The organism is Pseudomonas sp. SC3(2021) (assembly GCF_019856535.1).
Lineage (GTDB): Bacteria > Pseudomonadota > Gammaproteobacteria > Pseudomonadales > Pseudomonadaceae > Aquipseudomonas > Aquipseudomonas monsensis.
This window is the reverse complement of record NZ_CP082236.1, coordinates 4,742,984-4,755,491: the sequence shown is the minus strand read 5'-3', so window position 1 is coordinate 4,755,491 and position 12,508 is coordinate 4,742,984. Positions and strand designations below refer to the sequence as shown.

The following is a 12,508-nucleotide window of genomic DNA, read 5'->3' as shown; positions in this document are numbered from 1 at the left end:
ACTACGCTGAGTCTCGATCATTGGGCTTAAAGGGACGGCTTATTCATGTATCGATCAGTATCACTGCGTGCCGCTGTATGTTTGAGCACTCTTCTACCTGCAGCAATGCTGCAAGCGGCACCGGACGCCGACGTAGAGGCCCTGAAACAAGAGCTTCTGGAGCTGAAGCAACGCTACGAAGTACAACAAAAGGCCCTGGCGGTGCTCGAACAGCGGGTCCGCCAGGTCGAAGACCAGCCGGCGGCACCGCAACCGAAACGTCTGGCCAAGTCGCCGTCTGACATGAAAGGCAATCCCAAAGTGGCTACCGGTACCGGTGCCGCCGCAGCGTCGGGGGGCGCGGCTGGGGGCAGTGGTGCTTCTTACGGGCAATCGCTGGCCGACGATTCGCAACCGGCACAGAGTGTGTCCAACCTGTACGACGAGGCCAGCGGCTTCTTCGGCGGGGGCAAATTCAGCGTTGAAACCGGCATCACCTATTCGCGCTACGACACCCGTCAGTTGATCCTCAACGGCTTCCTGGCACTGGACTCGATCTTTCTCGGCAACATCAACCTGGACCGGATCAAGGCCGACACCTGGACCCTCGACCTTACGGGTCGCTACAACTTCGACAACCGCTGGCAGTTCGACCTGAACGTGCCGGTGGTCTACCGCAGTTCGACTTATCAGTCCGGCGGCGGCAATGGCGGCGCATCCAACGTCACCACCGAACAGGACGTTGATCGCGATCCAACCATCGGCGACGTCAACTTCGGCATCGCCTACAAGTTCCTCGACGAGTCGGTCAACACGCCGGATGCCGTAGTCACCTTGCGCGTCAAGGCGCCTACCGGCAAGGATCCGTTCGGGATCAAACTGCGCCAGACCGACGCCAACTCCAACCTGTTCGTGCCGGATACCTTGCCGACGGGCAACGGCGTCTGGTCGATCACCCCGGGGATCTCGCTGGTCAAGACGTTCGATCCGGCCGTGCTGTTCGGCAGCTTGTCCTACACCCACAACCTGGAGGAATCGTTTGACGACATCAGCTCCACCGTCAACCAGAAAAACCCGGGCAAAGTGAAGATCGGCGACAGCTTCCAGATCGGCGCCGGTATTGCGTTTGCGCTGAACGAGAAGATGAGTATGTCGTTCTCGGTGTCTGACCTGGTGCAGCGCAAGAGCAAGCTGAAACAGGATGGCGGGGATTGGCAATCGGTGGTGTCCAGCGACGCCAACGCCGGTTACTTCAACGTCGGCATGACCATTGCGGCCACCGACAACCTGACCATTGTTCCAAACCTGTCGATCGGTCTGACCGACGATGCCCCGGACTTTTCCTTTAGCCTGAAATTCCCGTACTACTTCTAAAGCCACAGCAAAAGATCGCGGTCTGCGGCAGCTCCTGCATCGGGATTTTGTAATCCCGGCAAGAGTTGCCGCAGGCCACGATCTTTTGATCTTCGGCGTCTAGCGAATCTGGTGTTTATGCAGCAGGCGATAAAACGTCGGCCGTGAAACCCCCAGTACCTTGGCCGCAACGCTCAGATTATCGCTATGCCGGTTCAACACATCGCACAGCGCCTGGCGTTCGGCGCGAGTCTTGTAATCTTCCAGGGTGCCCATCGGCGTGGCGATCGAGTGCTGGCTGATCAGTCCCAGATCGCGGGCTTCAATCTGCCGGCCTTCAGCGAGCACCAGACCGCGACGCACGCGGTTGGCCAGTTCCCGCACATTGCCTGGCCAGTCATGCTTGCCCATCGCAATCAATGCGTCTTCGCTGAAACTGCGCGGGCGTCGGCCGGTTTCGTGGCTGTAGAAGTGGGAAAAGTGGTTGGCCAGCATCGACAGGTCGCCGTGGCGTTCGCGCAACGGCGCCGTGACCACTTGCAGCACGTTGAGGCGGTAATACAGGTCCTCGCGAAAGCGTTTCTTCTCGATAGCGGCTTCGAGATCAACGTGGGTCGCCGCCAACACCCGGACGTCGACCGGGATCGGCTGACTGCCGCCCACCCGTTCGATGTGTTTTTCCTGTAGAAAGCGCAGCAGATTGGCTTGCAACTCCAGCGGCAGGTCACCGATTTCATCGAGAAACAGCGTGCCACCGTTGGCCGCTTCGATGCGCCCGACCTTGCGCTGATGCGCGCCGGTGAAGGCGCCTTTCTCGTGACCGAACAGCTCGGACTGAATCAAGTGCTCGGGTATCGCCCCGCAGTTGATGGCCACAAACGGTTTGCTGTGACGCTGAGACTGACGGTGCAAGGTGCGCGCGACCAGTTCTTTACCGGTACCGCTTTCGCCGCGAATCAAGACCGGCGATTCGGTCGGTGCCAGTTTGCTGAGCAACTTGCGCAGCTCGCGGATCGGTTTGCTGTCACCCAGCAATTCGTGTTCGGGCTGGTCGACATGAATCGTCCCCTGCCCGCGCAAGCGCGCCATGCCGAAGGCGCGGCCAAGAGTGACCTGGACCCGCGACACATCGAACGGCAAGGTGTGGAAATCGAAGAACCATTCACAAACGAAGTCGCCGACGTTCTGCAGCCGCAAAACTTCCTGATTCAGCACGGCAATCCATTCGGTGCCACTGCGACTGATCAGTTCCTTGACGGCTTCGGGTCGCTCGAGGTGAAAAGGCTGCAAGCGCAGCAAGCCGACATCACAACTGCGGTCGGCAGCATTTTCCAGGGTACAGCTATCGACATCCCACCCTACCGCGCGTAAACCGGGCAATAATCGGTGACAGTCGTCGCAAGGATCGACCACCAGTAAACGTCGTAACGCAGGCGCTTCGCTCATGACTGTTCCTTGGCGCCAAATTTTAGGAAAAGGTTTTAAAAACAGTCATTTGGCAGACCTGGCTGTAACATTAGCAAGAATTTGACAGGACCTTGTATCGTTTGCTTATAGGCGTACAGGCGAACTAGTTATAAGCAGCGGCTTTGTTAGTTAGCTATCGACTGATTTGGGCCATGAAGCTTTCATCCAGCTTACAAAAGCACTCATAAAACCAGCGATATGAAAGAAAGTTGAAATTTCTTTGTGACATGTGTGACCTGTCAGAGGGTTGCGTGCATCAGTACAAGTAACCAGCCGAACGGTAAGCCCAACCGACGGCATATCACTTGATTGGGCACTACAGAGAGAAGACCCCATGACCGCCCCGCTCCGTATCAACGAAGCTCTTTTGATTGCCAACCACGCCTTTAAACCTTTTCAATGCGTGGCCTGGGCTCCACAAGACGGCAATGGCGAACTGAGCCTGACCGTTATCGACCGCACCAACTCGCACATCGGCCGCAAACAGATTCCGAGCAGCGCCTACTCCGACCCGGCCCAACTCGAGCAACTGCTGCAACAGGCTCGCGCCGAACTGAGCGAAGAAGGTTACATGCTGCAATCCTGGTCTATGCCACATTGATAGCGGGATGATGCGGATAACTTTTCAGTTATCCGCCCGCTTCCTGTTAGTTGCCATAGCGATTTAATTTCGCGTACACCTGTACAACTTTTGCAACGGCTTCAAGCGTAACTGCTTGGCAGGCTTGCTATTGGTTCAAAAAGACACTGTTCTGGCACAGTGTGACCCTCCACCTGTTAGTTCTTACAGTTGTACTTCCTGCTGTTCAGGGATTGAATGTTCCGCTCATGCAGTTTGCCGGCCGGCTCGCGGCGTTGGTCAACTCGCAAGGAGAAGCGTGCATGTCCAGCCTGAACGCCTATGCCCTCCCGACGTTATCGAATAATGCCGGTCAACTCGACAAGACATTCGCTGGCAGCGGTGTCGCTCAGGTGTACTTTGCCGGCAGCCTGTCCAGCCTGACACAGGGTGTCGCACTGGATGCCCAAGGCCGAATCCTTGTGGCGGCGAAAGTCGGCATCGCCGAAGGCAGCCGCTTCGGCCTGGCACGATTGCTCGCCGATGGCTCCGCCGATCTGACCTTCGGTCATCAGGGCAGCGTGATCGACGCGTTTGCCTCAGGCTTCGAAGCCTCCGCCAGCAAAGTGCAGACGCTGCCTGACGGGCGCATCCTGTTGGCCGGCCTGCATTATGAAAACAGCCATCGCACCTTGCCCGCCCTCGCCTTGTTCGATACCCACGGTCATCTGCAGCAGTCCTTCGGCGATAACGGCCGGCAAATCGTCCGTCTGCCAGGCGAGTTGTCCATGGGCACCCGCGACAGCTGGCTGCCACCGGGCGTACCGGGCGCCGAGGCCTGCGACTTCGCGGTCCAGCCAGACGGGCATATCCTGCTGATCGCCAATCATCACTTCGAACTCGCCGACCATGCCGGCATATTGATCCGCCTCAAGCCCGACGGGCGCCTGGACCAGTCGTTCAACGGTCGAGGCTTTGTCATGATCCGGCATCTCTTGCTCAATACCTGGCTCAGTAGCCTGCTGCTGCAGGACGACGGACGTATCGTGGTCGCCGGCTCCATCGACTTTCCTCAGGAAGGCCTGCTGGCGCGTTACCTGCCCGATGGTCGTCTGGACGAGCGTTTCGCAGTGGACGGCTTCCTTGCATTCAAGGCCCACGGCAAAAGTGCACTGGTCAGTCAGGTGCTGGAATCCGCCGAAGCGCTGCATTGTTTCGGCAGCAGCCGCGATCCGATCCGTTGCCTGGCGCTCAGCCTGCACACCAACGGACGCCCCGACCAGCACCACAACGCCGGCCTGCCACAGCTACTGGAAATCGGCTCCAGCGGTTGTCAGTGGAGCGCGGCGCAGCGCATGGCCGACGGCCGTCTGATTGCGGTCGGCGCGACCATCGGCGGGTTCGAGGCTGATTTTATCGTCGCCCGCTACTGCCCTGACGGTCATCTCGATCCGAGTTTCGGTGAAGGTCGCGGCTGGTTGCGCACGCGCCTGGGCCGCAGCCTGGACACCGCCAATTCACTGGCCGTGCAGGCGGATGGCGCTCTCCTCGTCGGCGGTTATTCGCTGGATGGCAACTACCGGGCAATGGTTGCGCGATACCTCAATCAGTAATGCCCCCTTCGGCAGCGCCTACGGTATTGAGGAACGTGTTTCGCCATTCACGACTTGAACTTGTCAGACACATCCGGCAACTTGCTCGCTTCTAAATACAAGGAGCAACCGATGTCCGGTTCAATGGCCCAGGCGTTCGCGCATAATTTTCTCGGGCACTCGCCACGCTGGTATAAGGCGACCATCGTCGGATTCCTGATTCTCAACGCCCTCGTGCTGTTCACGGTGGGTCCGGTCGCCGCAGGCTGGTTGCTGGTGATCGAGTTCATCTTCACCCTCGCCATGGCGCTCAAGTGCTATCCGCTGATGCCCGGCGGCCTGTTGCTGATCGAAGCGCTGTTGCTGAAGATGACCACCGCGCAGGCGCTTTACGATGAACTGGTGCACAACTTTCCGGTAATCCTGCTGCTGATGTTCATGGTGGCGGGCATCTACTTCATGAAGGATCTGTTGCTGTTCCTGTTCTCGCGACTGTTGCTCGGCGTGCGTTCGAAAGCGATCCTCGCGCTGATGTTCTGCTTTTTGTCGGCGTTTCTGTCGGCGTTTCTCGATGCCTTGACCGTGACGGCGGTGATCATCAGCGCCGCAGTGGGCTTTTATTCGGTGTATCACCGCGTCGCCTCAGGCAATGACCCGCGTCAGGACAGTGAGTTTGGCGACGACCAGAACCTGCCGAAGCTGCATCACGAAGATCTGGAACAGTTTCGTGCGTTTCTGCGCAGCCTGTTGATGCACGGCGCGGTCGGCACCGCGCTGGGCGGCGTGTGCACGCTGGTCGGTGAGCCGCAGAACCTGTTGATCGGCCATGAGATGGGCTGGCACTTCGGCGAGTTCTTCCAGAAAGTCGCGCCGGTGTCGCTGCCGGTGCTGGCGGCGGGTCTGGTGACCTGTGTGTTGCTGGAGAAGCTGCGCTGGTTCGGTTACGGCACGCTGCTGCCTGACAACGTGCGCGCCGTCCTGGCCAACTACGCCGCCGAAGACAACGCCGAGCGCACGGCGCGCCAACGCGCTGCACTGTTGGTGCAAGGTGCCGCGGCGCTGATTCTGATCGGTTGTCTGGCGTTTCACGTGGCGGAAGTCGGTCTGATCGGCTTGATGGTGATCGTGCTGATCACCGCGTTTACCGGGATCACCGACGAGCATCGTCTAGGCAGTGCATTCAAGGACGCGATGCCGTTTACCGCGTTGCTGGTGGTGTTTTTTGCGGTGGTGGCGGTGATTCACGACCAACAACTGTTCGCACCGCTGATTGAGTGGGTGCTGGCGCTGCCGGCCGATCAGCAACCCGGCATGCTGTTCATTGCCAACGGCCTGTTGTCGGCGATCAGTGACAACGTGTTTGTCGCCACCATCTACATCACCGAAGTGAAGCAGGCATTCCTCGCCGGCCACATGAGCCGCGAGCATTTCGAGACGCTGGCGATTGCGATCAACACCGGCACCAACTTGCCGAGCGTGGCGACGCCCAATGGCCAAGCCGCGTTCCTGTTCCTGCTGACGTCGGCGATTGCACCGCTGGTGCGCCTGTCCTACGGGCGGATGGTGTGGATGGCGTTGCCGTACACCTTTGTGATGGGGTTGCTGGGCTGGTATGCCGTGAGCTACTGGCTGTAATCACAGCGAATAATCTGTAGGAGCGAGCCTGCTCGCTCCTACAGTTGTTTTTGCGTTTGTTCAGCGCGGGAGGATGTATCTCTCGATGGCCTGCGCCACGCCATCTTCAGTGTTTGGCCCGGTAATCACATCGGCCTGCCGCTTCACCGCTTCTTCCGCCTGCCCCATGGCAATCGACAGCCCGGCACACTGGAACATCGCCGGGTCGTTACCGCCATCACCAATCGCAGCAGTGTGTTCCAGCGCAATACCAAGATGCGCGGCAATGGTCGCCAGCGCGCTGCCCTTGTTGGCTTCCAGCGCGGTCACGTCCAGATACACCGGTTGCGAACGGGAGACCTGCGCCATGCCGTTAACCTGCTCCTGCAGGCGCGCCTCAAGCTCGATCAGAAGATCCGTGTTGTGGCTGGTGGCGACAATCTTGTCGATGCGCTCCAGGTACGGCTCGAAACTCTCGACCACCACCGGCGGATAGCCGAGGCCGTGTTGTTCGCGCGGCACCATTGGGCCGTGAGGGTCCTTGAGCAGCCAGTCGCCACCGCTGAACACCCAGATTTCGACCTCCGGCTGATCGGCGAACGTTGCCAGGGCAATCAACGCCGTCGGCGCTGGCAGGTAATGCGCCACCAGCAAGCTGCCATCCGGATTGACGAGGGTGCCGCCATTAAACGCCGCGGTCGGCAGATCGACGCCCAAGGCCTCGATCTGCTGCAACATGGCCTTCGGCGGGCGCCCGGTCGCCAGGCTGAACAACACGCCGGCCTCGCGCAACGAGCGCACGGCGTCAATGGTGCGCTGGCTCAGGCTGTGATCAGGCAGCAACAGCGTGCCATCCATGTCGCTGAGCAAAAAGCGGATCGACTGACTCATCCCAGACCATGCCAGACGCGACCATCGCGAGTCAGCAGATCATTGGCGGCTTGCGGGCCATCTTCACCGGCGGCGTAGGTCTGCACGCTCGCGTCCTGCTGCCAGGCGTCGAGGAACGGTTGCACGGCGCGCCAGCCATTCTCGATGTTGTCGGCACGCTGGAACAGGGTCTGGTCGCCGGTCAGGCAGTCGTAGATCAGCGTCTCGTAACCGGTCGACGGCTGCATCTCGAAGAAATCCTTGTAGGCGAAGCCCAGTTCGATATTAGCCATGTTCAGCGCGGGTCCCGGGCGTTTGGCCAACAGGTCGAACCACATCCCTTCGTTGGGCTGGATCTGGATACGCAGGTAGGTCGGCTGCAGTTCGTCGACCTCGGTGTCACGGAACTGCGCGTACGGCGCCGGTTTGAAGCAAATGACGATCTCAGTGTCGCGCACGCTCATGCGCTTGCCGGTGCGCAGGTAAAACGGCACGCCGACCCAGCGCCAGTTGTCGATCATGACTTTGAGCGCGACATAGGTTTCCGTGGTGCTGTCCGGAGCAACATTGGCTTCCTGGCGATAACCGTTCAACGCCTTGCCGTCGATTTCGCCGGCGCTGTACTGGCCTCGCACCGAATTGGCTCGCGCCTCGTCGACGGTCCACGGGCGAATCGCCCCGACCACTTTGGCCTTCTCGCCACGCACCGCATCGGCACCGAACGCGGCCGGCGGCTCCATGGCAACCATCGCCAGCAACTGGAACAGGTGATTGGGCACCATGTCGCGCAGTGCGCCGGTGTGCTCGTAAAAACTGCCACGGGTTTCAACGCCGACGGTTTCGGCGGCGGTGATCTGAACGTGGTCAATGTAATGGTTGTTCCAGAACGCTTCGAACAAGCTGTTGGAGAACCGGCTGACCAGAATGTTCTGCACGGTTTCCTTGCCCAGATAATGGTCGATCCGGTAGATCTGCTTCTCGGACATTACCTTGAGCAAACAGGCGTTCAGCGCTTCGGCGGTTTGCAGGTCGGAGCCGAACGGCTTCTCGATCACCACCCTTCTGAACGCTTCGGGAGTTTCTTCAAGCAAACCGGCGCTGCCCAGTCGGCGCACCACTTCACTGAAGAAACGCGGCGCGGTGGCCAGGTAGAACACCGCATTGCCGGTGCCGCTGTCGGCAATTTTCGCCGCCAGCGCGGAATAAGTGCTGTCGTCCAGGAAATCACCCTGGACGTAGCTGATACCTTTGGCGAGCTCGGCCCACAAGGCCGGATCCAGCATCTGATCGCCCTTGCCGACCTTCGCCGCCACTTCGGTACGGATGAAGTCTTCGAGCTTTTGCGCGAAGGCTTCATCGGTAATGGCGTTGTGATCAACGCCGACGATCCGCAGGTTTTCGTCAAGCAAGCCGTCGCGACTGAGGTTGTACAGCGCCGGCATCAGCAAGCGCTTGACCAGGTCGCCGTGGGCACCGAACAGAAACAGCGTGGTCGGTGGTGCGGGTTCTGCCTTGGATTTTCTGCGGATCGTATGGGTCATTTCTTCGGTATCTCCACGTGGCCGCCGAAGCCGAAGCGCTGGGCCGAAAGAATTTTGTCGCCAAAAGTGCCCTGGCCGCGTGAGCGGTAGCGCGAGAACAGCGAGTTGGACAGCACCGGGACCGGCACCGCTTGTTCCATGGCAGCCTCGATGGTCCATTGGCCTTCGCCGCTGTCCGCTACCGAGCCGGAGAAGCCGTCAAGCTTAGGATCGCTCGCCAGCGCATCAGCGGTCAGGTCGAGCAACCACGATGAAACCACGCTGCCACGGCGCCAGACTTCGGCGATGTCGGCCACGTTCAGATCGAAACGCTGATCTTCCGGCAGACGTTCGCTGGACTTGGTCTTGAGGATGTCGAAGCCTTCGGCGAAGGCCGCCATCATGCCGTACTCGATACCGTTGTGGATCATCTTCACGAAATGCCCGGCACCGGCAGGACCGGCGTGGATATAGCCGTGCTCGGCGCGGTTATCCTCGGACTTGCGGTCCTTGGTGCGCGGAATGTCGCCCATGCCCGGCGCCAGTGCGGCGAACAGCGGATCGAGACGCTGCACGGTTTCGGCGTCGCCGCCGATCATCATGCAGTAACCGCGTTCCAGGCCCCAGACGCCGCCGGAGGTGCCGACGTCAATGTAGTGCAGGCCCTTCTCGGCCAAGGCCTTGGCGCGGCGAATGTCATCTTTATAGTTGGTGTTGCCGCCGTCGATGATGGTGTCGCCGGCTTCGAGCAAAGTGCTCAGGGTGTTGATGGTGTCTTCGGTCGGCGCGCCGGCCGGCAGCATGACCCAGACCGCGCGCGGTTTGGCCAGGCCAGCAACCAGTGCCGGCAAGTCGGCGACGCCGGTGGAGCCCTCGGCGACCAGGTTGTCGATGAAAGCGGTATTGCGGTCGTAAACAACGGTGGTGTGACCGTTGAGCATCAGACGCCGCGCAATATTGCCGCCCATGCGGCCCAGTCCAATAATCCCGAGTTGCATGTGCTGATGCTCCTTACTACAAATAAATGTGTGTCATTGGTTATAGCCCAACGCGACTGATGGAGGTTAGTCCAGAGCGTTGCGATGAAGTTTCCGGGCATTGTGCCCGATCCAGACTGATAACGCCCCGAATCCTGCCGAAGACACACCGACCATGAAAAATAAAAAAGTTCCATTCACAGGCAAAAGAAATCAAAATCGGCGCCGATAGTAAGTGAGCACCTCGAAACCGGGGGCTACTTACAGTTGAGACACGCCATTTGCGAGGTGAGCAATGGGCACAGTACACACAGCAATGCCGCCACAAACCCTGTACGTGACAATCCGTCGCGATGAATTGCGCCAGTTGAAAGACGAGCGCGACCAGTTGAAGCAGGAACTGGCCCAACTGCAGATGGCCCACGGCCTGCAGTCGAAACCGGTGCCAGTCGTTCAGCGTCACCCACACGCCTGATCCCTCTTTTCTCGGGAACCGCCACCGCGGTTCCCTACGCTCTACCCCCCGGCCGCTTTCGGCAACTCACAAAACTTTCACATTCTCTTCGTAATACTCCGCCTCCATTCTGGCCGTACCTTCGCGTATGGCCTTCGTTCGTCGGCTTCATGAATGTCCCGGCGGTGGTTGTAAACGAGTCAGCTGGAGCGCCGAATGGCATTGTTCAAACGCAGCAAAACGACTGCGACAGGTTTCGACTGGGCCGGTTTTATCTGGCTGTTTGTATTCTTCTGGTATTTTTCCGGCATCACCCAACTGCTGATCCAGCTGACCGGCACCTCCGGCTTCAGCGGATTCCGCCAAGCGTTCTTCACCAGCGCGCTTTGGCTGGCACCGATGCTGCTGTTCCCCAAGCGCACAAAACTGCTGGCCGCCTTGATCGGCCTGGTGCTGTGGGCCTGTTCGATGGCCAGTCTGGGTTACTTCTTCATCTATCAGCAGGAATTCTCCCAGAGCGTCATCTTCATCATGTTCGAGTCGAACGTGTCCGAAGCCGGCGAATACATGACTCAGTATTTTGCCTGGTGGATGGTGGTCGCGTTCCTCGCCCATACCGCGTTCGCCTATTTCCTGTGGACTCGCTTGCGTCCGGTGTACATGCCCCGTGGTCGCGCTCTGGTGGCGGCCGTCGCCATCGTCGTCGCCGTGGTCGGCTACCCGCTGGTCAAACAGACGATACGCATGGGCTCCTTCGCACAAGGCTTCGAGAAATTCGAAACCCGCATCGAGCCAGCCGTGCCATGGCAGATGGCCGTGGCCTATCACCGTTATCTGGATACCCTCGCCGACATGCAGGGCATGCTGCACAACGTGAGCAAGATCCCGCCGCTGAAAAACCTCAAGGATGCCTCGGCCGATCAGCCGAAGACCCTGGTGCTGGTCATCGGCGAATCGACCAACCGTCAGCGCATGAGCCTTTACGGCTATCCGCGTAATACCACGCCGGAACTGGACAAGCTCAAGGATCAGCTGGCGGTATTCGATAACGTCGTCACCCCGCGCCCCTATACCATCGAGGCGTTGCAGCAGGTGCTGACCTTCGCTGACGAAGAACACCCGGATCTGTACCTGACGACGCCGTCGCTGGTCAGCATGATGAAACAGGCCGGTTACAAGACCTTCTGGATCACCAACCAGCAGACCATGACCAAGCGCAACACCATGCTCACGACCTTCTCCGAACAGGCCGACGAGCAGGTGTACCTGAACAACAACCGCAACCAGAACGCCGCCCAGTACGACGGCGACGTGATCGAGCCTTTCAACAAGGCCCTGAACGATCCGGCGCAGCGCAAATTGATCGTCGTGCACCTGCTCGGCACTCACATGAGCTACCAGTACCGCTATCCGCCGAGCTTCGACAAGTTCCAGGATCGCAACGGTGTACCGGCCGGTGTGCGTGACGACCAGGTCCCGACCTACAACAGCTACGATAACGCCGTGTTGTACAACGACTTTGTCGTGTCGAGTCTGATCAAGGATTACGCAAAATCCGATCCAAACGGCTTCCTGCTGTACCTGTCGGACCACGGTGAAGACGTGTTCGACTCGGCCGGCCACAACACCCTGGGGCGTAACGAAAACAAGCCGACCGCACCGATGTATACCATTCCGTTCATGGCCTGGGCTTCGCCGAAATGGCGCGAGAACCATGACTGGAACTTCGCGGCGGACCTGGATCGTCCTTACAGTAGCTCGCATCTGATCCACACCTGGGCCGACATGGCCGGGCTGAGCTTCGATGAGCTGGACCGCAGCAAGAGCCTGGTCAGTGACAGTTTCAAGGCTCGCCCTTTGCTGATCGGCGATCCGTATCAGACGGAACAGCGCTCGCTGATCGACTTCAGCCTGATGAAGCCGAAAAAAACCGATCCCGCCCCGGCGAATATCGTCCAGAAGTAACCTGACAAAAGGGGCCGAAACCGGCCCCTTTTTCATGCTCGCAGAAACCACCCTCTCCTGCGCCTTACCCCTCCCGTCAACGGTGTTAACCCCGAGTTAATCAACCGCCCACAGACTCAGTCCCGAGTTCTGCTTCATGGATGAACGGCTCCGACTTG

General features: G+C 59.4%; 10 protein-coding genes. 6 read left to right on the top strand and 4 right to left on the bottom strand.

Annotated features, from left to right (window positions below; translation table 11 throughout):
- The first annotated feature begins 45 nt into the window (after positions 1–45).
- The gene (locus K5Y35_RS21230) at positions 46–1,353 is read left to right on the top strand and encodes a transporter (protein ID WP_123468965.1); all 1,308 of its coding nucleotides are present in this window, start codon (positions 46–48) and stop codon (positions 1,351–1,353) included.
- A 99-nt stretch (positions 1,354–1,452) separates the two neighbouring features.
- Here the strand turns inward: K5Y35_RS21230 and K5Y35_RS21225 are convergent, their stop codons facing one another.
- Positions 1,453–2,778 carry a sigma-54 dependent transcriptional regulator gene (locus K5Y35_RS21225; RefSeq protein ID WP_016983762.1) on the bottom strand — a complete coding sequence of 442 codons (1,326 nt, stop codon included), beginning with the start codon at positions 2,776–2,778 and terminating at the stop codon, positions 1,453–1,455.
- Positions 2,779–3,133: 355 nt separating this feature from the next.
- Between K5Y35_RS21225 and K5Y35_RS21220 the strand changes: the two genes are divergently transcribed.
- From K5Y35_RS21220 to nhaB, 3 genes are all read left to right on the top strand, one after another.
- A complete protein-coding gene (locus K5Y35_RS21220; RefSeq protein WP_123468967.1) occupies positions 3,134–3,400 on the top strand; it encodes a hypothetical protein in 267 nt (88 codons plus the stop codon).
- A 281-nt stretch (positions 3,401–3,681) separates the two neighbouring features.
- Complete coding sequence (locus K5Y35_RS21215) at positions 3,682–4,971, top strand: hypothetical protein (protein ID WP_186746908.1); 1,290 nt, start codon at positions 3,682–3,684, stop codon at positions 4,969–4,971.
- A 111-nt stretch (positions 4,972–5,082) separates the two neighbouring features.
- Entirely contained in the window at positions 5,083–6,585 is a 1,503-nt protein-coding gene (gene nhaB, locus K5Y35_RS21210) for a sodium/proton antiporter NhaB (protein WP_123468969.1), read from the top strand.
- A gap of 60 nt (positions 6,586–6,645) precedes the next feature.
- Here nhaB and K5Y35_RS21205 read toward each other — a convergent pair whose 3' ends face one another.
- Genes K5Y35_RS21205 through gnd form a run of 3 tightly spaced genes read right to left on the bottom strand, consistent with a single transcriptional unit; the run spans position 6,646 to position 9,952 of the window.
- Positions 6,646–7,455, bottom strand: coding sequence for an HAD family hydrolase (locus K5Y35_RS21205; protein WP_222832846.1), 810 nt, complete (start codon positions 7,453–7,455; stop codon positions 6,646–6,648).
- Complete coding sequence (gene zwf, locus K5Y35_RS21200) at positions 7,452–8,975, bottom strand: glucose-6-phosphate dehydrogenase (protein WP_222832845.1); 1,524 nt, start codon at positions 8,973–8,975, stop codon at positions 7,452–7,454. The genes K5Y35_RS21205 and zwf overlap by 4 nt, the downstream gene beginning before the upstream one ends.
- Positions 8,972–9,952: a phosphogluconate dehydrogenase (NAD(+)-dependent, decarboxylating) gene (gene gnd, locus K5Y35_RS21195; RefSeq protein ID WP_222832844.1), complete on the bottom strand. Its 981-nt coding sequence runs from the start codon at positions 9,950–9,952 to the stop codon at positions 8,972–8,974. Before gnd ends, zwf begins: the two co-directional genes overlap by 4 nt.
- A gap of 274 nt (positions 9,953–10,226) precedes the next feature.
- Between gnd and K5Y35_RS21190 the strand changes: the two genes are divergently transcribed.
- Positions 10,227–10,406 carry a DUF6026 family protein gene (locus K5Y35_RS21190; protein WP_123468977.1) on the top strand — a complete coding sequence of 60 codons (180 nt, stop codon included), beginning with the start codon at positions 10,227–10,229 and terminating at the stop codon, positions 10,404–10,406.
- Between the two features lie 195 nt (positions 10,407–10,601).
- Positions 10,602–12,350 (top strand): phosphoethanolamine transferase CptA, encoded by a 1,749-nt coding sequence (locus tag K5Y35_RS21185; protein ID WP_222832843.1) that lies wholly within the window; start codon positions 10,602–10,604, stop codon positions 12,348–12,350.
- Positions 12,351–12,508 lie beyond the last annotated feature (158 nt).

Coding starts and splice junctions, on each gene's coding strand:
- K5Y35_RS21230 (WP_123468965.1), top strand. CDS start 46: ATGTATCGATCAGTATCACTGCGTGCCGCTGTATGTTTGAGCACTCTT.
- K5Y35_RS21225 (WP_016983762.1), bottom strand. CDS start 2,778: ATGAGCGAAGCGCCTGCGTTACGACGTTTACTGGTGGTCGATCCTTGC.
- K5Y35_RS21220 (WP_123468967.1), top strand. CDS start 3,134: ATGACCGCCCCGCTCCGTATCAACGAAGCTCTTTTGATTGCCAACCAC.
- K5Y35_RS21215 (WP_186746908.1), top strand. CDS start 3,682: ATGTCCAGCCTGAACGCCTATGCCCTCCCGACGTTATCGAATAATGCC.
- nhaB (WP_123468969.1), top strand. CDS start 5,083: ATGTCCGGTTCAATGGCCCAGGCGTTCGCGCATAATTTTCTCGGGCAC.
- K5Y35_RS21205 (WP_222832846.1), bottom strand. CDS start 7,455: ATGAGTCAGTCGATCCGCTTTTTGCTCAGCGACATGGATGGCACGCTG.
- zwf (WP_222832845.1), bottom strand. CDS start 8,975: ATGACCCATACGATCCGCAGAAAATCCAAGGCAGAACCCGCACCACCG.
- gnd (WP_222832844.1), bottom strand. CDS start 9,952: ATGCAACTCGGGATTATTGGACTGGGCCGCATGGGCGGCAATATTGCG.
- K5Y35_RS21190 (WP_123468977.1), top strand. CDS start 10,227: ATGGGCACAGTACACACAGCAATGCCGCCACAAACCCTGTACGTGACA.
- K5Y35_RS21185 (WP_222832843.1), top strand. CDS start 10,602: ATGGCATTGTTCAAACGCAGCAAAACGACTGCGACAGGTTTCGACTGG.